General features: G+C 60.8%; 17 protein-coding genes. 7 read left to right on the top strand and 10 right to left on the bottom strand.

All coding sequences use genetic code 11. The features are described from left to right. Positions 1 to 30 precede the first annotated feature (30 nt). Both mlc and ATE40_RS08230 read right to left on the bottom strand, forming a co-directional pair. A complete protein-coding gene (gene mlc / locus ATE40_RS08235) occupies positions 31 to 1,248 on the bottom strand; it encodes a sugar metabolism global transcriptional regulator Mlc (RefSeq protein ID WP_004938526.1) in 1,218 nt (405 codons plus the stop codon). Between the two features lie 159 nt (positions 1,249 to 1,407). Then, the gene (locus ATE40_RS08230; protein ID WP_063919397.1) at positions 1,408 to 2,298 is read right to left on the bottom strand and encodes a LysR family transcriptional regulator; all 891 of its coding nucleotides are present in this window, start codon (positions 2,296 to 2,298) and stop codon (positions 1,408 to 1,410) included. 146 nt (positions 2,299 to 2,444) lie between these two features. On the opposite strand from ATE40_RS08230, the gene ATE40_RS08225 reads away from it, so the two are divergent. Continuing rightward, entirely contained in the window at positions 2,445 to 3,713 is a 1,269-nt protein-coding gene (locus tag ATE40_RS08225; protein ID WP_029988790.1) for an MFS transporter, read from the top strand. Between the two features lie 50 nt (positions 3,714 to 3,763). Here ATE40_RS08225 and ATE40_RS08220 read toward each other — a convergent pair whose 3' ends face one another. Further along, the gene (locus ATE40_RS08220; RefSeq protein ID WP_063919396.1) at positions 3,764 to 5,050 is read right to left on the bottom strand and encodes a glycoside hydrolase family 10-like protein; all 1,287 of its coding nucleotides are present in this window, start codon (positions 5,048 to 5,050) and stop codon (positions 3,764 to 3,766) included. A 127-nt stretch (positions 5,051 to 5,177) separates the two neighbouring features. After that, complete coding sequence (locus ATE40_RS08215; protein WP_063919395.1) at positions 5,178 to 6,974, bottom strand: glycoside hydrolase family 3 protein; 1,797 nt, start codon at positions 6,972 to 6,974, stop codon at positions 5,178 to 5,180. A 331-nt stretch (positions 6,975 to 7,305) separates the two neighbouring features. Between ATE40_RS08215 and tus the strand changes: the two genes are divergently transcribed. After that, positions 7,306 to 8,244, top strand: coding sequence for a DNA replication terminus site-binding protein (gene tus / locus ATE40_RS08210; RefSeq protein WP_063919394.1), 939 nt, complete (start codon positions 7,306 to 7,308; stop codon positions 8,242 to 8,244). Here tus and ATE40_RS08205 read toward each other — a convergent pair. The 3 genes from ATE40_RS08205 to ATE40_RS08195 all read right to left on the bottom strand — a co-directional run bounded on the left by ATE40_RS08205 (position 8,234) and on the right by ATE40_RS08195 (position 10,274). After that, complete coding sequence (locus tag ATE40_RS08205) at positions 8,234 to 8,602, bottom strand: VOC family protein (RefSeq protein WP_025159723.1); 369 nt, start codon at positions 8,600 to 8,602, stop codon at positions 8,234 to 8,236. The genes tus and ATE40_RS08205 overlap by 11 nt on opposite strands. 90 nt (positions 8,603 to 8,692) lie before the next feature. Continuing rightward, positions 8,693 to 9,382, bottom strand: coding sequence for a helix-turn-helix transcriptional regulator (locus ATE40_RS08200; RefSeq protein WP_063919393.1), 690 nt, complete (start codon positions 9,380 to 9,382; stop codon positions 8,693 to 8,695). 1 nt (position 9,383) lies between these two features. Then, positions 9,384 to 10,274 (bottom strand): LysR family transcriptional regulator, encoded by an 891-nt coding sequence (locus ATE40_RS08195; RefSeq protein WP_063919392.1) that lies wholly within the window; start codon positions 10,272 to 10,274, stop codon positions 9,384 to 9,386. A 102-nt stretch (positions 10,275 to 10,376) separates the two neighbouring features. Here ATE40_RS08195 and ATE40_RS08190 point away from each other — a divergent pair, with 102 nt between their 5' ends. Further along, positions 10,377 to 11,042 carry a peroxiredoxin-like family protein gene (locus ATE40_RS08190; protein ID WP_063919391.1) on the top strand — a complete coding sequence of 222 codons (666 nt, stop codon included), beginning with the start codon at positions 10,377 to 10,379 and terminating at the stop codon, positions 11,040 to 11,042. Positions 11,043 to 11,090: 48 nt separating this feature from the next. Here the strand turns inward: ATE40_RS08190 and fumC are convergent, their stop codons facing one another. Together fumC and ATE40_RS08180 are read right to left on the bottom strand one after the other, a co-directional pair. Next, on the bottom strand, positions 11,091 to 12,488 hold the full coding sequence (gene fumC, locus ATE40_RS08185; RefSeq protein WP_063919390.1) for a class II fumarate hydratase: 1,398 nt from the start codon (positions 12,486 to 12,488) through the stop codon (positions 11,091 to 11,093). Positions 12,489 to 12,717: 229 nt separating this feature from the next. Then, the gene (locus ATE40_RS08180; RefSeq protein ID WP_019455931.1) at positions 12,718 to 13,050 is read right to left on the bottom strand and encodes a hypothetical protein; all 333 of its coding nucleotides are present in this window, start codon (positions 13,048 to 13,050) and stop codon (positions 12,718 to 12,720) included. 180 nt (positions 13,051 to 13,230) lie between these two features. Here ATE40_RS08180 and ATE40_RS24640 point away from each other — a divergent pair, with 180 nt between their 5' ends. The 3 genes from ATE40_RS24640 (at position 13,231) to ATE40_RS08170 (ending at position 16,386) form a co-directional block, all read left to right on the top strand. Beyond that, positions 13,231 to 13,458, top strand: a complete 228-nt coding sequence (locus ATE40_RS24640) for a hypothetical protein (protein ID WP_154746156.1) — start codon at positions 13,231 to 13,233, stop codon at positions 13,456 to 13,458. A 69-nt stretch (positions 13,459 to 13,527) separates the two neighbouring features. Then, a complete protein-coding gene (gene manA / locus ATE40_RS08175; protein ID WP_025159721.1) occupies positions 13,528 to 14,706 on the top strand; it encodes a mannose-6-phosphate isomerase in 1,179 nt (392 codons plus the stop codon). A gap of 141 nt (positions 14,707 to 14,847) precedes the next feature. Next, positions 14,848 to 16,386: a YdgA family protein gene (locus ATE40_RS08170; protein WP_063919389.1), complete on the top strand. Its 1,539-nt coding sequence runs from the start codon at positions 14,848 to 14,850 to the stop codon at positions 16,384 to 16,386. A gap of 45 nt (positions 16,387 to 16,431) precedes the next feature. On the opposite strand, the gene ATE40_RS08165 is transcribed toward ATE40_RS08170, so the two are convergent. Next, positions 16,432 to 17,583 carry a serine hydrolase domain-containing protein gene (locus ATE40_RS08165; RefSeq protein ID WP_063919388.1) on the bottom strand — a complete coding sequence of 384 codons (1,152 nt, stop codon included), beginning with the start codon at positions 17,581 to 17,583 and terminating at the stop codon, positions 16,432 to 16,434. 101 nt (positions 17,584 to 17,684) lie between these two features. On the opposite strand from ATE40_RS08165, the gene ATE40_RS08160 reads away from it, so the two are divergent. Beyond that, the gene (locus ATE40_RS08160) at positions 17,685 to 18,590 is read left to right on the top strand and encodes a LysR family transcriptional regulator (protein ID WP_063919387.1); all 906 of its coding nucleotides are present in this window, start codon (positions 17,685 to 17,687) and stop codon (positions 18,588 to 18,590) included. Positions 18,591 to 18,608 lie beyond the last annotated feature (18 nt).

Raw genomic sequence — 18,608 nt, 5'->3', positions numbered from 1 at the left:
TCTTTTGCGGATTAATAAGATGTTCTGAAGTTAGCCTTGCAGCAACTGCACCAGCAATGAACCGTTATACAGCGCCTCTTTCACCAGCGCCGCGCCGGGCATGGTGCCCTGATTGAAGAACTGCGTGGATTCGACCTTGACCTGCTCGCTGTAGGCCGGCAGCGCCTGCTGCCGAATGCAGGAGGCGATGGCCGGATGCAGGATTTCCGCCGCGCGGTTGAGCGGCGATCCTACCAGGATCTTCTCCGGATTGAACAGGTTGACCATGATCGCCAGAATGCGCCCCACGCTGTGGCCGACGCCGAGGATGATGTCCCGCGCCAGCTGATCGCCCGCCAGCGCCGCGTCGCACAGCGATTCGACGGTCAACGGCGCGCCGTGCAGGCTGGAACTCATCGAGCCGCTCAGCCGCTGCTGGGCGATCTCCAGCATGTTCTCGATGCTGGCCACGGTCTCGAGACAACCGTGGTTGCCGCAGTAACAGCGCTTGCCGTAAGGATCGACCTGGGTGTGACCAATCTCCACCACGCTGTGGCTGCCAGCGTGCAGCACATGGCCGCCGGTGATCACCCCGGCGCCGACGTTGTGGTCGATCACCACCTGAATCACGTTCTGGCTGCCGCGCGAAGCGCCGTACAGCGCCTCGGCCATGGTCCAGGCGCTGATGTCGTGCTGCAGGTAAACCGGCAGGCCGGTGCGGGTTTCCAGCGCCGGGCCGAGCGGCATCTCCAGCACGTCGTAAAACGGCATGCGGTGTACCACGCCGGACTGCACGTCGATCATGCCCGGCAGCGTGATGGCGATCGCCGTCAGCCGTTCCAGTTTGCTTTGGTGGCGGATAAAGAACTGATCGACTTCGGTCAGGATGCGTTTCAGCAGCGGTTCGGGGTGTTCGGCAGCGAGCGGCAGCTGTTCCTCCACCACCAGTTTGCTGCTGAGATCGCGCAGCGCCAGCGTGATGCTGCCACGGCTGATACGGGCGGAAAGGTAGTGCCAGGCTTCGGTGTCCAGCACCAACCCCACCGCCGGCCGCCCCCGGCTGCCGATCTCCTGGTACTCGGTTTCCTTGACCAGATGGGCTTCCAGCAGCTCGCGCACAATCTTGGTGATGCTGGCGGGCGCCAGCTGCGCGCGTTTTGACAGTTCGATGCGCGAAATCGGGCCCAGCTGATCGATTAGCCGATAAACCGCCCCCGCATTGGTCTGTTTGATTTGATCAATATGCCCAGGCTGCCCAACCGCAATCACAAACCTGCTCCTACTATTTTTCGCGCTTCTAAATAAAGACTAGGGGTTATGGTGGGGCTTTTGTCATACAGCGTCAACTATTTGATTCGTTATGTGATTTGCTGCACAAATTCCTCGCAATTTCAGCGTGAATTGAATTTTATTTGCCCAATCTCAACGTCATTTCAGCATCAACGCCATCAGCGACTGCGCCGCCGCGGTCAGCGGCCGCCGGCGATGATGAACCAGCCACACTTCGGTGGTGGCGTCCGGCTCCGCCAGCGGCAAATAGCGCACGCCGTCCACCCGCACCCGGGCGAAAGAAGCCGGCAGAATCGATACCCCCAACCCGGCGGAGACCAGACCGATGATGGTCATCGCTTCTCCCACTTCCTGGGTGATATACGGGGTGATACCGGCCTTGCTCAGCAGCAGCAGAATTTCGTCGTACAGCGCGGTGCCCACTTCACGCGAGAAAAATACGAACGGCTCCTGCGCCAGATGTTGAAAACGCAGCGCGCCGCCGGGCGTTTCCGCCAGCGGATGCCCTTCCGGCACTACCGCCACCAGCGGTTCGCGCAGCAGCAGCTGATAGTGCAGCGCTTCCGGCAGCCGCGTGTTGCGCATCACCCCCAGATCCAGTTCACCGTTCAGCAGCGGTTCGATCTGCTGCTTGGTGTTGATTTCGCGCATCTTGATATGTACCTGCGGAGACTGCTGGCGAAAGGCGCGCAGGCTGCGCGACACCACGCTGATAAAGGGCGCGGAGGAGGTAAACCCGATGGTCATTTCCCCCAGTTCGCCGCGATCCAGGCGCGCCGCCTTTTCCGCCGCGCGCCCGACCTGATCGAGCACCTGATAGGCTTCTTTAAGAAACATCTCCCCGGCCTGCGTCAAACTGACGTTGCGGTTGTTGCGCGCCAGCAGCCGCGCGCCGACCATCTCTTCCAGCGCCTGAATTTGCTGGCTGAGCGGCGGCTGAGAGATACGCAGCCGTTCAGCGGCGCGGCCAAAATGCAGCTCCTCGGCCACGGCGATAAAGTAACGCAGGTGTCTCAATTCGATATTCATATGTAAAACGTCTTAATTTGAATTATTAATATATTAGACAAAAAACTAGCCGCTCCCTATCATTTTGTCATCTGTAAAGTGTCTGTTATCTCCCCGAAGTTCGGTAAGGAAACGCTGTGACAACCCCTGTGCGTTCTGCGGCCGTGATGCCGTCGACGCTGGCCGCCAACGATGACGCGGCCGCTGCGCCAAAAGTAAAACGCTCCACCCTCAACAATAAACTCCCCTATATCGAACGCGGCACGCCGCAGTTTATGCGCGTAACGCTGGCGCTGTTTTCCGCCGGGCTGGCGACCTTCGCGCTGCTCTACTGCGTGCAGCCGATTCTGCCGGTGCTGTCGCAAGACTTCGGCGTATCGCCGGCGGAAAGCAGCCTGTCGCTCTCGGTCTCCACCGGCCTGCTGGCGATCGGCCTGATGTTCACCGGGCCGCTGTCCGACGCCATCGGCCGCAAGTCGGTCATGGTGGTGGCGCTGCTGCTGGCGGCGGTTTGCACGCTGATTTGCGCCTTTATGACCAGCTGGCACGGCATTTTACTGATGCGCGCGCTGATCGGCCTGTCGCTGAGCGGCGTGGCGGCGGTCGGCATGACCTACCTCAGTGAAGAGATCCATCCGAGCTTCGTCGCCTTCTCGATGGGGCTGTATATCAGCGGCAACTCGATCGGCGGCATGAGCGGCCGCCTGGTCACCGGGGTATTGACCGATTTCTTTTCCTGGCGCGTATCGCTGGGCGTCATCGGGCTGTTCGCCCTCGCCGCCGCCTGCATGTTCTGGCGCATCCTGCCCGCCTCGCGGCATTTTCGCGCCAGTTCGCTGCGCCCGCGCACCCTGCTGATCAATTTTAAACTGCATTGGCACGATAAAGGGTTGCCGCTGCTGTTCGCGGAAGGTTTCCTGCTGATGGGCAGTTTCGTCACCCTGTTCAACTACATTGGCTATCGCCTGCTGGCGGACCCTTATCACCTGAGCCAGGCGATCGTCGGCCTGCTGTCGGTGGTGTACCTCACCGGCTCCTACAGTTCGCCCAAGGCCGGTGCGCTCACCTCACGCTTCGGGCGTGGCCCGGTGCTGCTGGCGTCGATCGCAATTATGCTGATCGGGATTCTGATTACCGCGCTGCCGCAGGTGCCGGCGATCTTTATCGGCATGATGCTGTTCACCGCCGGTTTTTTCGCCGCCCACTCGGTGGCCAGCAGCTGGATCGGCCGCCGCGCGCGCCGCGCCAAAGGACAGGCGTCGTCGCTGTATCTGTTCTGTTATTACGTCGGCTCCAGCGTGGCCGGTACCCTCGGCGGCGTGTTCTGGCACAGTTTCGGCTGGAATGGCGTGGCGGCGTTCATCAGCCTGATGCTGTTGCTGGCGCTGCTGGTGGTGCATTACCTGAAACGGCTGCCGGAAGCGGCGCGCCTGTGAATGGAAAAAGCCGCGGTGGTTAGCCGCGGCTCGTGATGCCAACGCTGTGATTATTGACCGGGTTTCCAGCGAGTTTGCAGGTATTCCACCGCCTGATGCGTTTGCGGCTCAGTCAGATAACGCTGCCGGAACAGTATCGTTCCTCCCATCCCCGGCAGGCTTTCGTTGAGATCCAACTGCCTTTTCAGCTCAGGGACGCCGCCGTCGAAGGTCCAGGCCGGTTCGCTGGCGGAAGGCGTACCCACTTTATACAGCGCCACCCCGGCATAGAGCCGGACCGGCGTGCCTTTCACCACCTCGGCCCACCAGTTGGCCAGCACGTCGTAGCGGACAATTTCACGGTCAAAAGGCCAGTACAGCTGCGGTGCGATATAGTCGAGCAGCCCCAGTTTTACCCACTGGCGCGTATCGGCATAGGCCGTATCGTACGATGGCGCGCCGGCCTGAGTCGCTGAACCGGCAGGATCGTCCGCCTTGTTTCGCCATACCCCCGCCGGGCTGACGCCAAACGCGACAGCGGGCTTTAACGCTCTCACGGTGGCAGAAACCTGCTTTATCAATTGCAGCGTGTTGTCTCTTCGCCAGCTGGCCTTGTCTGCAAACCCTTTGCCGTATTGGCGATAGGTCTTTTCATCATCCAGTGGCGATTGCGGCGTTTCGTAATAGAAATAATCGTCAAACTGGATGCCGTCGACATCATAGTTTCTGACAATTTCCGCCACGACGCTGGTGATCCAGTTGCGCACGTCGGGCAGGCCGGGATCGAGCACGAAGCGATCGCTGGCGGTGCGTACCCAGTCGGGATGCAACGCATAGACGCTGGCCGGCGGGGACTGCAGCGTATGGTTAAGCGCATCGATCGTTTGCTGCCCGGTGTTCATGGAAACCCGATAAGGATTCAGCCAGGCATGCACTTTGATGCCGCGCCGACGCGCTTCCTGCAGCATAAAGGCCAGCGGATCGTAGCCCGGGTCCTGGCCCACCGTGCCAGTCAATACCCCAGACCAGGGCAAGATGTTCGAGCGCCACAGGGCCGTGCCGTCCGGCTTAACCTGAAAATACACCGTGTTAATCCCGGCTCTTGCCATCTCGTCCAGCGCGTCCGTCAGCCCCTGCTTCTGCTGGCGAACCCGCTCTTGCGCGGTGGCCGCTTTCAGGGAGGCCGCCGGCGGCCAGTCCAGGCCAATAACCGTGGCCAGCCAGATGCCCCGCATCGGCGTTGCCGGCGGTATGGGCTGCGTGGGCTTCTCCGGCTCGGGGGGCTTAGCGCATCCGCCCACGCCCAGCATGGCGGCCATCAACAGCCATCCGCCTAATTTTGTTGCGCCTGTCGGCATCAGTGTTCTCCTTCCGTGAGTGACGGTTATCCCATGTCGCGGCGTGCGGAGCAAGAAACCGCCCGCTTTCGCAACGCGGTTTAGCGACCGGCGCCGCCCTTCTCAGACGACGCCTCTCCTTATCCCATCACCAGCTCAGCCCAGTCCCGCGAGGGAACGCCACCTTGCCGGTATTGGTTTGCTCATCGTAGTCATGCCAGGTATTAACCGGCAGTTTGCCGTGCGGTTTGATTTTCCCCGTCAGCACCTGCGCCAGCGATACCATCGAGTGGCCGCACCACACGCCACTGTCATAGCCGTAATAGGAATAGGTAGCGACAGCCGCCTCCACCTCTGCGGCATAGTTCACGATATCGTAAGGTGCGCGCAGTGAAAGATGAACGCGCTTTTTCCCCTGTTCGGCGGCGTATTTCAGCCATCCCGGATAAGGACTGGTATCATTAGCCGCCCCGGTTGCGGAGGTAACCACGCCATCCTGCTCGGCAGGCGTAAAGCGGGTTGAGAGCGTGCCGAGCAGGAACACGTCGCAGCCGGCAATATGTTCCCTGATCTGGGCATCGCTCAGTTCCGTTTCCTTCGCGGCCACGATGTTCTGATATCCCTCCTGCGCCATCACGTTCGCAATGCCTTTGGCCTGCTCGCCCCATGGCGTCAGAATAAAGTAGCGCAGCGCCTTGTCCTTTAACGGCAGCAGACGTTGACGGTTGATAACGACGGTAATGGAACGATCGGCGATGCGTTTCTCCAGCTGATGCGCGGAAGACGAAACGCCGTTTGAACACGATTTATCGCTATGGCCCATCAGGTTATGACGTAATTTGAGGCGCAAAATGCGCTCGACAGAGGCATCGATATCGGCCTCGCTGAGATGCCCGCTTTTCACCCGCTGCGCAATGTAGCGGATAAGCTCGGGCAGCAGGTTCGCCTGCGCCGGCGAGGCGATGCTGACAGGCATCAGAGCGATGTCCACCCCGGCGACAAAGACGTTTTCAGCCGCCCCTTGCTGGCTGAAATGCTCGGCAATCGCGCCCATATCCAGCGCGTCTGAAATCGTTACGCCGGCATAACCCAGCTCATTGCGCAGGATCTGGGTCTGGATTTCGCGCGACATGGTGGCCGGCACCGTGATTTTTTCACCGTTGCGGGTGTCGATCTGGCTGTTATCCAGTGCGGGGTACTGAATATGCGCAGTCATCACCATATCCGGCGCAGCGCAGCGATCGATAGCCTGTTTGTAAGGGGCGATATCGATGGCAAAAGCCTCTTCCCTCGTGCGATCGACGCGGGGCAAACCGGTGTGCGAATCGGTGGAGGTGCTGCCATGGCCGGGGAAATGTTTGTACGCGGTGATCAGCCCCTGCTGTTTCATCCCCGCCACCATGTTTTCCGCCAGGCGGGCAACGGCGTTTTTATCATCGCTGAAGGCGCGAACGTTAATCACCGGGTTGAACGGGTTGGTGTTAACGTCCACGACCGGGGCAAAGTTGGTATTGATATGCAACGCACGCATATCCTGGGCCATCAGTTTGCCCTGTTCAACGGCGAGCTGTTTATCCGCGCCCCCTTCAATCGCGGCGGCCAGCGCCATATTGCCGGGGAATGAGGCGTAGTCGCCGCGTGGCAGCCGGAAAACGTTGCCGCCTTCGTTGTCCGTGCCAATAAACAAACCAACGCCCGCGTGGGTTTTCATCGCGGCATACCAGGCCGTCAACGTTTTAATCTGCTGTTTGTCTTTTAGATTATTGGCAAACAGGATCACCCCACCGATGTGGTTATCGGCGATCAGTTTGCCAATGGCTTCGTCGGGAACGGTCATATCCTGATTGCTGCTACCGTTCTGATCCCAGTAGCGAAAATCCAGCATGATTTTTTGCCCGATTTTCTCTTCCAGCGTCATGTTTTTGACTTTCTGTTTAATATCCACAGTAAACCTCCGTTTAAAGCACCCGTTAATGACAGAAAAAAAGATAACCCGAAGGGCTCACAGCGTCCTGCCATTCTGTTTGTTTCAGCGGTTGGACAACGGCAAACGGAAAATGGATCAAACAAAATATCAACCAACAGAAAAAATCCATCAATGAATCAAACCCCTACCAATGCAATGTCTATTTCGCGCCCTGCTGTAGAAGGCCTCTCTGGCGCATTTTTCGCTGGCAAGCCGGGTGGCCAGTGAAGCCGCTCCCTCCTCGTTTGCCGATGTTGCCCCCAGTCCGCCACTCTTCTATAGTATGTTGTAACTAAAATAGGAGCGCGCGATGAGCAGATACGATGTGATTGGCCGAATGAACACCTGCTTTGCCGAACTGGAGCAGGCGCTCGGCGCGTTGCAACAGCAGATAGCCCCGCTGCGGTTGCTGGCGGCGCGGGTGTTCAGCCTGCCGGAGGTAGAAAAAGGCCAGGAGCATCAGGCTATTTCGCATATCGCGGTCGAGCAGCATGTGGGGCAAGCGGCGCGCGATCTGGCGCTGGAGCATTATCAGCGGCTGTTCATTCACCACAACCGGGAGAATGTCAGCAGCAAGGCCGCCGTGCGCCTGCCCGGCGTTATCTGTCTGGCGGTGGAGCAACCGGAATATCAGGCGCTGCAAACGCAGCTGGCGCTGATCAACCGCCTGAAGGGCGAGCTGGAGCAGATTATCACCGTCGATTCCGGCCTGGCGCCGGAGCAGCGTTTCGAATTCGTGCACACCCATTTGCACGGGCTGATCACCCTCAGCGCCTATCGCACCCTCACCGCCCTGACCAATCCCGATTCCGTGCGCTTCGGCTGGGCCAACAAGCACATCATCAAAAACGTCAAACGGGACGACATTCTGACGCAGCTGGAGAAAAGCCTGAAAGCCGGCCGCGCGGTGCCGCCGCACAGCCGCGAACAGTGGGCCGCCCTGGTCAGCCGTGAGATAGACGACGTCAGCCGGCTGCCGCAGCAGGCTACGCTGAAAATCAAGCGGCCGGTAAAAGTGCAGCCGATCGCCCGGGTGTGGTATCAGCAGCAGCAGAAACAGGTGCAGCACCCCTGCCCGCTGCCGCTGATCGCCCTGTGTCAGGTTGAAAGCGGCGCCGCCGTGCCGAAGATCGGCGAGCTGCTCAACTACGACGCCGAGGCGGTGAAACACCGTTACAAACCCGACGCCAGGCCGCTGCGGCTGCTGGTGCCGCGCCTGCACCTGTATACCGATGACGCTACTCGCTGAGGGTATACACCCGCAGGCGATGGCCGTCCGGATCCCGCGCGACAAAGGTGTAGCCGAACTCCATCTCGGTTGGCGTTTGCTCGATAGTCAACCCAAGTTCGCGCCACTGGTTATAGCGCGCCTCCACCTCTTGCGCATCCTGGCACAGAAAGCCCAGCTCACCGCCGCCGCCGGTCAACGTGGCGGCAGGTTCCACTTTTTGCCTGGCCCACATTCCGAGTTTGAAGCCGTTGTTGAGCACGAACAGGGCGAAGCCGGGGGAAAGCTCCTGTGGCGCCTGCCCCAGCAGGCGTTGATAAAAAGCGGCGCTGTTGAGTGGGTTATCGACGTAAAGCATCGTCATGCTGGGAAGGGTCATCGGTCTGTCCTCTGAGTGATGGGAACCGGTCGGTTCCCGATAGGCACAGACTAAGGCGTGCGACTGACAGTTTATGGCAGCAGTGTGCCGCTATTGTTCCGCAATGCCCTCGCTGAGACGCCACTCTTTCAGCAACCGCCGCCGGCCGCGCGGATAGCGCTGTTCCAGCGGCGTGGCGGCCTGAATGCGATCGAGGCGAAAATGGCGAAAGGCCTGACGCAGCTCGCACCAGGCGACCAGCATCTGGAACTGGTCGAAAAAACCCAGTGCAAAGGGCCACAGCAGGCGTTCGCTGCGCTGCCCCGCCAGATCGAGATAGTCGATCTGCAGCTTGCTCTCACGGCGAATGGTGTCGCGGATCAGCACCCGCATCTCATCCGCCACCGGCGGCGCCTGAACCGGCGCGATCAATAGCGTGTTGGCCTCCAACTCTTCCCGCAGCGCCGAAGGCAGCACATCGGCGATCTTGGCCAGCGCCTGGCCCGCGGCGTCCGCCAGCTGGCTGTCACCGCGGCGCCTGACCCAGCGCATGCCCAACACCAGCGCTTCTATCTCCGCCTGCGAAAACATCAGCGGCGGTAGCATAAAGCCGGGGCGCAGCACATAGCCGACGCCGGCCTCGCCGACGATCTCCGCCCCCTGTTGCTGCAGCGTAGCGATATCGCGATACAGCGTGCGCATGCTGATGCCCAGCGCCTGCGCCAACGCATGGCCCGCCACCGGATAACGGTGGCTGCGCAGCAGCTGCATCAGATCGAGTAAACGTTGCGCGCGCGACATATCACGGCTCCCTGCATAGCGAGGTTTGGACAAAATCGGCAAAGGCCCGCGCCTTGGCCGAGACGAAATGGCCGCTGGGGAACACCGCCCACAGCGCCAGCGGCGGCAGTTGCCAATCCGCTAATGCCGCGATCGCCGCCCCGCTTTGCAGCTCGCTGCGAAACAGGCCTTCGCTGGCGACGGTAGCGCCGAAGCCCGCCAGCACCAGCTCGCGCACGCACTCCGCCGCGTTGACCCGCATGCGCCCCGGCAACCGCAGCATGCGCTGTTCCCCTTCACGGCTGAAACGCCACTGCTCGCCGCCGCCCTGGCGATGGTAAATCACCATCTCGTGCCGCAACAGATCCTCCGGCCGCTGCGGCATGCCGGCGGCGGCAAAATAATCGGGCGTGCCGATCACGCATTGCTTTACCTCACCCAACTTGCGCGCGGTAAAGCCGGAATCCTCCAGCTCGCCGACGCAAAGAGCAATATCGATGCCCTCTTCAATCAGCGACAGGTTGCCGTCATCCAGCAACAGATCGACGCTCAAACGCGGATTGGCGCGCATAAACGCCGTTAGGTCGGGCAAGGGCACGATGCGGGCGAACACCGCCGCCGAAGCGACCCGCAGCCGCCCGCTCAACGTCTCGCCGGCGTTTTGCACCAGTGCTTCGGTCTCCGCCAGCTCGTTCAGAATGCGCCGAGTGCGTTGATACAGCTGCTGCCCCGCATCCGTCGGCTGCAGGCCGTGGGTCGAACGCAGCATCAGGCGTGTGCCGAGCTGCTGTTCCAGGCGCGCCACCGCCTTCGAGACCGCCGGTTGTCCTACGTGCAGCCGCCGCGCCGCCGCGGTAAAGGAACCGCTCTCGTAAACGCAGGCATAGGTTTCGTAATCGGCAAATTTGCCCATGCATTCCCTCATGGAATAACGGTTAACACCTCTGGCAGTCTACACGCGCCATTCCGGAATGGGCAAGATGAGCGCAACCCCTCATTCCCGTCAGGAGAACGCATGACACTGCAAGACAAACTCGATGCCTTCAAAGCGGCATTCGAAGCCGGCCAACTGCCGCTCAAACTCGCTGCGCAAGATCATGCGCTGATGCGTGAGGCGACCCAGGCGCAGATCGCGTCAGGCATCGCCGAACGCGCACTGAGCGTCGGCGACGTCGCGCCCGGCTTTACCCTGCCGGACAGCGAAAACCGGCCATGCGCTTCCGCAGCGCTGTTGGCGAACGGGCCGCTGGTCGTCAGTTTTTATCGCGGGATCTGGTGCCCCTACTGCACGCTCGATCTACAGGCGCTGCAGGCCGCATTGCCCGCCATAGAGCAACGCGGCGCGCAGCTGTTGGCCGTTTCGCCGCAAAGCGCGATGCATAACCGCCAGGCCGCGCGCGATCACGATCTGACCTTTCCGCTGCTCAGCGATGCCGGCAACCGTCTGGCGGCGCAATTCGGCCTGCGTTACCGCCTGCCGGAGGCCTTGATTACCCTGTATCAACAACGGCTCGGCCTCGATCTGGCGCAGTTCAATCAGAATGACGACTGGACGCTGCCGCTGCCGGCGCGATTCGTCATCGCCCGCGATGGCCGTATCGCCTATGCCGAAGCGCACGCCGACTACACCCGGCGGCCGGAGCCGCAGGCGCTGTTATCAGTGCTGGAGAGATTGGCTTGAAAAGACGGGGCGCAAACGCGCCCCGTTAAGAGATGACGGCGAACGCGATTACTTCTGCATGCTGCCGACCATCGCCTCCGGCCGCACCCACTCGTCGAACTGCGCTTCGGTCAGATAGCCGAGCTTCAGCGCCGCGGCTTTCAGCGTCAGCCCTTCCTTGTGCGCTTTCTTGGCGATTTCCGCCGCCTTGTCATAGCCGATATGGGTGTTGAGCGCGGTCACCAACATCAGCGATTCATTCAGCAACTGGGTGATGCGATCGCGATTCGGTTCGATGCCTACCGCGCAGTGCTCGTTGAAGCCCTGCATGCCGTCGGCCAGCAGACGGATCGACTGCAGATAGTTGTGGATCACCATCGGGCGGAATACGTTCAGCTCGAAGTTGCCGGAAGCGCCGCCGATGTTCACCGCCACATCGTTGCCCAGCACCTGGGCACACAGCATGGTCATCGCTTCGCACTGGGTCGGATTGACCTTGCCCGGCATGATCGAACTGCCCGGTTCGTTCTCCGGGATCGCGATCTCGCCGATGCCGCAGCGCGGGCCGGACGCCAGCCAGCGCACATCGTTAGCGATCTTCATCAGCGAGGCCGCCAACCCTTTCAGCGCGCCATGGCCCTGCACCAGCGCATCGCAGGTCGCCAGCGCTTCGAACTTGTTCGGGGCGGTGACGAACGGCTGATGGGTCAATGCCGCCAGCGCTTTAGCGACGCGCACCGCGTACTCCGGATGGGTATTCAGACCGGTGCCGACCGCCGTGCCGCCCAGCGCCAGCTCGGCGAGGTGCGGGATACTGTCTTCGATGTGTTTCAGGCTGTGCGCCAGCATCGCCGCCCAGCCGGAGATCTCCTGGCCCAGGGTCAGCGGCGTGGCGTCCTGCAGATGGGTGCGGCCGATTTTGACGATGTCGCGGTAGGCTTCGGCCTTGTCGCTCAGCGTCTTGTGCAACACTTTCAGCTCGGGGATCAGGTGCTCGCGCAGCGCAATCACCGCCGCCACGTGCATCGCGGTGGGAAACACGTCGTTGGAGCTTTGGCTTTTATTGACGTCGTCGTTCGGGTGCACCTTGCGCTCTTCACCGCGCACGCCGCCCAGCAGCTCGCTGGCGCGGTTGGCCAACACTTCGTTCATGTTCATGTTGGTCTGGGTGCCGGAGCCGGTTTGCCAGATCGAGAGCGGGAACTGGTCGGCATGGCTGCCCGCCAGCACTTCGTCGGCGGCTTTGATGATGGCGGCGCCCCGCTCGGCCGGCAGCAGCCCGAGATCCACGTTCACCTGCGCAGCGGCACGCTTGGTCAACGCCAGCGCATGGATCAGCGCGGTCGGCATCTTTTCGGTGGAAATGCGGAAATGCGCCAACGAGCGCTGGGTCTGCGCGCCCCACAGCTTGTCGGCCGGTACTTCGATGGGGCCCATGGAGTCTTTTTCGATACGAACGCCTGCCATCATTGTCTCCTTAGCATAATTCCTAAAATTGTAGGGTCAGGCCGACGCGCTACCCCCCGTCGGCATGCACTCCCAGTATAGTGACATAATAACTATTCGCATTAAGAGAGTTATCTCACAGCACGATTCATCTCTTTGACCCATTGATGACACGGTTATTTGCCATCGGTTAACCCGTGTAAAAATAACGTTGAAGAATGCGCCTGGATAATAGACACGCAGATAAGAACTAACGCGGATGCCGTGAATTAACGTTATTGATGCGCTGCGCCTGCAAATGGTTGAGCTCATCGATACGCTGCTGCTGCAGATGATTGATCTCATCGTAGGCGTCTTGCCGCTCATTATGGCGATACGCCCCGGCCGCCACCGCGCCGGCGGTGAGCGCCAACGGATGCGGGGCGGGCGCGATCGCGACGGGAACCGCTGCCGGTGCGGGCGCAACGACGATCGGCGCCGGCGTTATCACCACGGCGCGCGGGGCGGCGTAGGGATAGGTGACGATCACCGCGGCCTGGGCTGCGCCGGTGCAAAGCCCCAATAGCAACAACAGTTTTTTCATGCGACAGACCTCTTGTTTCATTAAATTGACTCGTTAACGGTTACGGTAACGAGGTCTGTCATTCAGGTTTAAGCTCGGCGTGTGATCGCCTGGCGCAGCGCGAAAATAATAATAAGGGAATGGCTCAGACGGTAAAAAATAAATTCGGTCGACATATTTTGACATGCTGAAAATTAAATAATGCGGCAGGTTGTCCGAGCCGTCGGCAATAACCCCGCCTTCCCCAAAAATAATCGATTAACGGGTTTACCGGGCCGCCTTGAGGCCGGCGCGCCATTTGAGACGCCGATCGTTATCACGCTATACTTTGGCCGCATTGCCGGGCGCGACGTTATCCGGCGTTATTTTGATCGCGCCCATGATTTTTACCGTCGACGCGGGCGTATGATGGTCGTCGGCAAAGATTGAGATAATCATACAAAAATCAGTAAGTTATTGGCCGTCAGTACGGCAATGACGCAAAGGACGTTTATCGACATGCAAAAAATGACCAACGCGGTACAGAATTACGCCTGGGGCAGCCACGATGCGCTGACTCGCCTTTACGGCATCGCCAATCCCGATAACCAGCCGATGGCCGAACTGTGGATGGGCGCGCATCCCAAGAGCCCTTCCCGCGTGCCGGGCGCCGACGGCGAGCTGCGGTCGCTGCGCTTTCTTATCGATGAAGACCAGCCAAAGCAGCTGGGTGCCGACGTCGCCAGCCGCTTTGGCGAGTTGCCGTTCCTGTTTAAAGTGCTGTGCGCCGATCAACCGCTGTCGATCCAGGTCCATCCGAGCAAAGCGGCGGCCGAGATCGGCTTCGCGAAAGAGAACGCAGCCGGCATCCCGCTGAGCGCCGCCGAACGCAACTACAAAGATCCTAATCACAAGCCCGAGCTGGTCTTCGCCCTGACGCCGTTCCTGGCGATGAACGGCTTTCGCGAGCTGGCCGATATCGTTTCCCTGCTGCAGCCGATCGCCGGCGCGCACCACGACATCGCCGCCTTCCTGCAACAGCCGGACACCGCGCACCTGTCGACCCTGTTCGCCAGTCTGTTGACGATGAGCGGCGAGCAAAAATCGCTGGCGCTCGGCGTGCTGAAAGCCGCGCTCAACAACCAGCAGGGTGAACCCTGGAATACCGTGCGCTTTATCGCCGGCTTTTACCCGGACGACAGCGGCCTGTTCTCGCCGCTGCTGCTGAACGTGGTGCAGCTCGCACCGGGCGAGGCGATGTTCCTGTATGCCGAAACGCCGCACGCCTACCTGAAAGGCGTGGCGCTGGAGGTGATGGCCAACTCGGATAACGTGCTGCGCGCCGGCCTGACGCCGAAATTTATCGACGTGCCTGAGCTGCTGGCCAACCTGCAGTTCCGCCCGCAGCCGGCGTCCGGCCTGCTGACCCAACCGGAACAACGCGGCAATGAGCTGTTCTTCCCGATCCCGGTGGAGGATTTCGCCTTCTCGCTGCACGATTTGACCGCCGCTCCACAGACGCTGACGCAGCAGAGCGCGGCCATCGTGTTCTGCGTCAGCGGTGAAGCGACGCTGGAAAAATCGGGGCAGCGCCTGGCGCTCCAACCGGGCGAATCCTGCTTTATCGGCGCCTTCGAATCCCCGGTCAACGTCAGCGGCAGCGGCCGCATCGCCCGGGTTTATAACCAGCTGGCCTAACCGTTGATAAATTTCAGCAAATTGCTTGCTGAAAGCGAGAGCTGCCCCCACAATTAAACGCCTGCGGGCGTTTATTGTCGGCCCGTATTTGCCCCCTCCCTCGCAACGGAGGGTTATAAGAAAAAAGGATGAAACAGAGCTATGAAAAAATCGTTAGTCGCTGTCAGCGTCATTGTGGTTCTTGGCGCAGCATGGACCGGGGCATCCTGGTACACCGGGAAACTGATCGAGCAACACATGGGCGAAGTCGTCGACAACGCCAACGGCCAGTTGAAAGCTTACCTGCCGAAAGCCGGCGTCAAGCTGAGCTATGAAAATTACCAGCGCGGCCTGTTCAGCAGCAAAGTGCGTTATGTGCTGCGTTCCGACGGCACGGATACCAGTGAGAACGCGGCGCTGAAAACCGGTGAAGAAGTGGCGTTCCTGGAAACCATCGATCACGGTCCGTTCCCCTTCGCCCAGCTGAAAAAATTCAACCTGCTGCCGAGCATGGCGTCGGTGCATACCGAGCTGGAAAATACCCCAGCGGTGAAAGGCCTGTTTGAGGTCACCAAAGGCAAATCGCTGTTTACCGCCGATTCGCGCATCTCGTACAACGGTGACACCGCGTCCGCCATCGACATCATCCCGCTGGAATACCAGAAGGATAAATCCTCGCTGAAATTCAGCGGCGCCACCCTCAACGCCGACGTGTCCAGCGATCTGAAGAACCTCGCGCTCGACGCCAACAGCGACAACATCACCGTGAGCAGCCCGAACGCTTTCGGCCAAACCGAGCAGATCACCTTCCAGGGCTTCAAGCTGAAAGGCAACAGCGACGAGAGCAAGTTCGGCGTTAAACTCGGCGATCAGACGATGACGCTGAAGCAGTTCAAGTTGGCGATTGACAGTAAAGACGCCGTGACCCTGGACGGCTTCAACCTGGTGAGCAAGTTCGGCGAGCAAGGCAGCAGCAATATCGGCGGCCAGATCGACTACACCATGGACGCGCTCAAGGTGCAGGGCAACGACTTCGGCGCCGGTAAACTGACGCTGAAAATCGATAACGTCGACGGCAAAGCGCTGAAAGATTTCTCCGATAGCTACAACCGCCAGACCATGGCGCTGCTGCAGCAGGGTGAAAATCTGGATCCGGAGGTCTACGAACAGCAGACCACCGAGATGCTGCAAAAGAACCTGCCGCTGCTGCTGAAAGGCAACCCAAGCCTCAGCATCGCCCCGCTGAGCTGGAAAAACGGCAAGGGTGAAAGCACCTTCACGCTGGATCTGGCGCTGACCGATCCAAGCCAGGCCGGCTCTCCGGCCGAATCGCCGGACCAGATGGTCGCGCGCGTGGTGAAAAAACTGGATCTCAGCCTGACCATTCCGGAAGCGATGGCCACCGAAGTGACCACGAAGACCGCGCTGTTGCAGGGTTACAACGAGGAAGACGCGCAGAAGCTGGCGCAGCAGCAAGTGCAGGGTCTGGCGGCGATGGGCCAGATGTTCAAGCTGACTACCCAGAAAGACGGCGTGATCGCGAGCAAGTTCCACTATGCTGACAATCAGGTTGACCTGAACGGCAACAAGATGTCGCTGCAGGAGTTCATCGGCCAGTTCGCCCTGCTGGGCGGCGGCGCCCCGGCGGAAGACGACGAACCGGCGCAGGATGCGCAGCCTGTTCCGGCACCGGCGCAGTAATCGCCTGAAAGCCTGATCGAGGGCCCCCTGCGGGGCCCTTTTTATTTACCCCGCATAAACCGCATCGCGGATCTGCTGCGGATAGCGGCCGCACATGCCTTCGAACGCGGTATTGGTCAAGACAACCACGCTCAGCTGCGCCTCGGGATCAAAGAACCAGCTGTGGCCATAAACCCCACCCCAGGCCTGGGTGCCCGCATGCTGCGGCGTATTTGCCGCCTCGGCATCCACCAGCAGCGCCCCGCAGAATCCCCACCCCCAACCTGGCCCTTGCGTTTGCGCCTCGGCGCCGACGTGCGGGCTGCGCAGCAAAGCCACCGTCTCCGGCCGCAGAATGCCCTGCCCGCCGCTGCGCAGCGCCTCCACCAGCCGCAGCACGTCGTCGGCATCGCCAACCATGCCGGCGCCGCCGGAAGGAAACGCTTCGGCGTCAAACGCGCGCGCCGGCGAGAATTCGACATCGGCGCCCATGTCCTCCGGCAGCGCCACCCGCACGCCTTCCGACATGCGCTGCGGCCCCTGCGGCGTATTGTAATACGGTGTCGCCAGGTTCGCGGCGTCGGTGGCATGGAACGCGGTATTGCCGAGCGCCAGCGGCCGCGCGACCCATTCGACAAACAGCTGCGGCAGCGACATGCTCGTCACCCGTTCAAGCACCGCCCCCAGCACGTCGATCGCCAGCGAATAGTTGAAGCGCTCTCCCGGTTCCGACAGCAAAGGCGCCTGCGCCAGCCGCCGCAGGTTTTGCTCCAGCGTCAGCGTCGAGCGCTCCACGCCGTCCTGGATCCCCATCTGGTGATATAAGCCTGTCGGCGGCTGATTCAGCCGATAATCCAGCCCGGCGGTATGGCTCAGCAAATGACGAATTTTGATCGCCGGGCGACGGCCGTCGGCCAGCGCCGGGGTAAACCACGGCAGCCAATCGCTGACCGCATCGTCCAGCGCCAGCTTACCCTGTTCGATCAAACGCAGCGCCGCCAGCGCGGTATAGGGTTTGGACACCGACGACAGCCGAAACTGCGTTTCCCGCCGCATCGGCCGCCGCGCCTCGCGATCGGCATAGCCGGCCGCCCCGGCGTAGCAAATCTCGCCCTGCCGCGCCACCAGCACCACGCTGCCCACGATGCGGCCTTCGGCGATCGCCTGCCGATCGATAGCCGCGAGCCGTTCTGTTAACGTCTGTTGTTTCGCCGACATGTTTTTTGCTCTTTGATAAAAAGTACATTCAGTCTAGAACGTTATTCATAAATTAAAATACGGCATAATTTAATGGATCATTAAGCACAGGTTAGCAATCTATGAGTTCACTTTTGCAACTGTTGCCCTATTTCGAAGCCGTCGCGCGCCTGGGCAACTTTACCCGCGCGGCTAACCAGCTGGGCGTCACGCCGCCGGCGGTGTCGCAAAATATACAGGCGCTGGAAAATCAGCTGGGGGTGCGACTCTTCCACCGCACCAGCCGCTCGGTGCGGCTGAGCGACGAGGGCCGGTTGTTCTATCAGAAAGTGTCGCCGGCGATGAACCAGATCGACGCGGCGGCGGACGACGTGCGTACCCTGGGCGCACAGCCGGCGGGCCTGCTGCGCATTACGCTGCCGCAGTTGGCCGCTTCGCTGCTGGTAATGCCGCACCTGGCGGCGTTTCAGCGCCGCTATCCCGAGGTGCAGCTGGAACTGTTTACCGAAGACCGCTTTTCCGATCTGGTGCTGGGCAGTTTCGATGCTGGCATTCGCATGCACGCCATGCTGCAAAAGGACATGGTCGCCGTGCCGATCGACAACGGGCAACGCCGGGTGCTGGTCGCCTCACCCGACTATCTGGCGCGCTGCGGCGCACCGGCCACGCCGGATGAGCTGCTCACGCACCATTGCCTGCGCTACCGTTTTCCCGGCAGCGGCAAACTGGAACCCTGGTATTTTAGCCTGGGCGACGATGAACGCGCGCTGGACGTCAGCGGCAGTTTGATTTTTAACGAAGATCGGCTGATCAAGGATGCGGCATTGGCGGGCCTGGGTATCGCACAGCGTTTTCAGGGCACGGTGTTGCAGGAACTGGCGCAGGGGCAACTGGTGGAAGTGCTGCCGGGTTACGCCAGCGAAGCGTCGGGTTTTTTCATCTACTTTCCCGCCGGCCGGCATCTGCCGCTCAAGCTACGCGCCTTTATCGATTTCATGCGCGAGCGGCGTGAACGGCAGCATCGATAATAGGGGCGCCCCGTCGGC

Source organism: Serratia surfactantfaciens (genome assembly GCF_001642805.2).
Lineage (GTDB): Bacteria > Pseudomonadota > Gammaproteobacteria > Enterobacterales > Enterobacteriaceae > Serratia > Serratia surfactantfaciens.
Note: the sequence above shows the minus strand (reverse complement) of the source record. Positions and strands in the feature narration are given on the sequence as shown.

What these genes read in the sequence shown, in the direction of transcription:
- ATE40_RS08195 (WP_063919392.1), bottom strand. Translation starts at nt 10,274, where the DNA reads ATGGGCAAATTTGCCGATTACGAAACCTATGCCTGCGTTTACGAGAGC.
- ATE40_RS08170 (WP_063919389.1), top strand. Translation starts at nt 14,848, where the DNA reads ATGAAAAAATCGTTAGTCGCTGTCAGCGTCATTGTGGTTCTTGGCGCA.
- fumC (WP_063919390.1), bottom strand. Translation starts at nt 12,488, where the DNA reads ATGGCAGGCGTTCGTATCGAAAAAGACTCCATGGGCCCCATCGAAGTA.
- ATE40_RS08225 (WP_029988790.1), top strand. Translation starts at nt 2,445, where the DNA reads ATGCCGTCGACGCTGGCCGCCAACGATGACGCGGCCGCTGCGCCAAAA.
- ATE40_RS08200 (WP_063919393.1), bottom strand. Translation starts at nt 9,382, where the DNA reads ATGTCGCGCGCGCAACGTTTACTCGATCTGATGCAGCTGCTGCGCAGC.
- ATE40_RS08190 (WP_063919391.1), top strand. Translation starts at nt 10,377, where the DNA reads ATGACACTGCAAGACAAACTCGATGCCTTCAAAGCGGCATTCGAAGCC.
- ATE40_RS08230 (WP_063919397.1), bottom strand. Translation starts at nt 2,298, where the DNA reads ATGAATATCGAATTGAGACACCTGCGTTACTTTATCGCCGTGGCCGAG.
- ATE40_RS08165 (WP_063919388.1), bottom strand. Translation starts at nt 17,583, where the DNA reads ATGTCGGCGAAACAACAGACGTTAACAGAACGGCTCGCGGCTATCGAT.
- ATE40_RS08160 (WP_063919387.1), top strand. Translation starts at nt 17,685, where the DNA reads ATGAGTTCACTTTTGCAACTGTTGCCCTATTTCGAAGCCGTCGCGCGC.
- ATE40_RS24640 (WP_154746156.1), top strand. Translation starts at nt 13,231, where the DNA reads ATGCGGCAGGTTGTCCGAGCCGTCGGCAATAACCCCGCCTTCCCCAAA.
- tus (WP_063919394.1), top strand. Translation starts at nt 7,306, where the DNA reads ATGAGCAGATACGATGTGATTGGCCGAATGAACACCTGCTTTGCCGAA.
- ATE40_RS08205 (WP_025159723.1), bottom strand. Translation starts at nt 8,602, where the DNA reads ATGACCCTTCCCAGCATGACGATGCTTTACGTCGATAACCCACTCAAC.
- ATE40_RS08180 (WP_019455931.1), bottom strand. Translation starts at nt 13,050, where the DNA reads ATGAAAAAACTGTTGTTGCTATTGGGGCTTTGCACCGGCGCAGCCCAG.
- ATE40_RS08220 (WP_063919396.1), bottom strand. Translation starts at nt 5,050, where the DNA reads ATGCCGACAGGCGCAACAAAATTAGGCGGATGGCTGTTGATGGCCGCC.
- manA (WP_025159721.1), top strand. Translation starts at nt 13,528, where the DNA reads ATGCAAAAAATGACCAACGCGGTACAGAATTACGCCTGGGGCAGCCAC.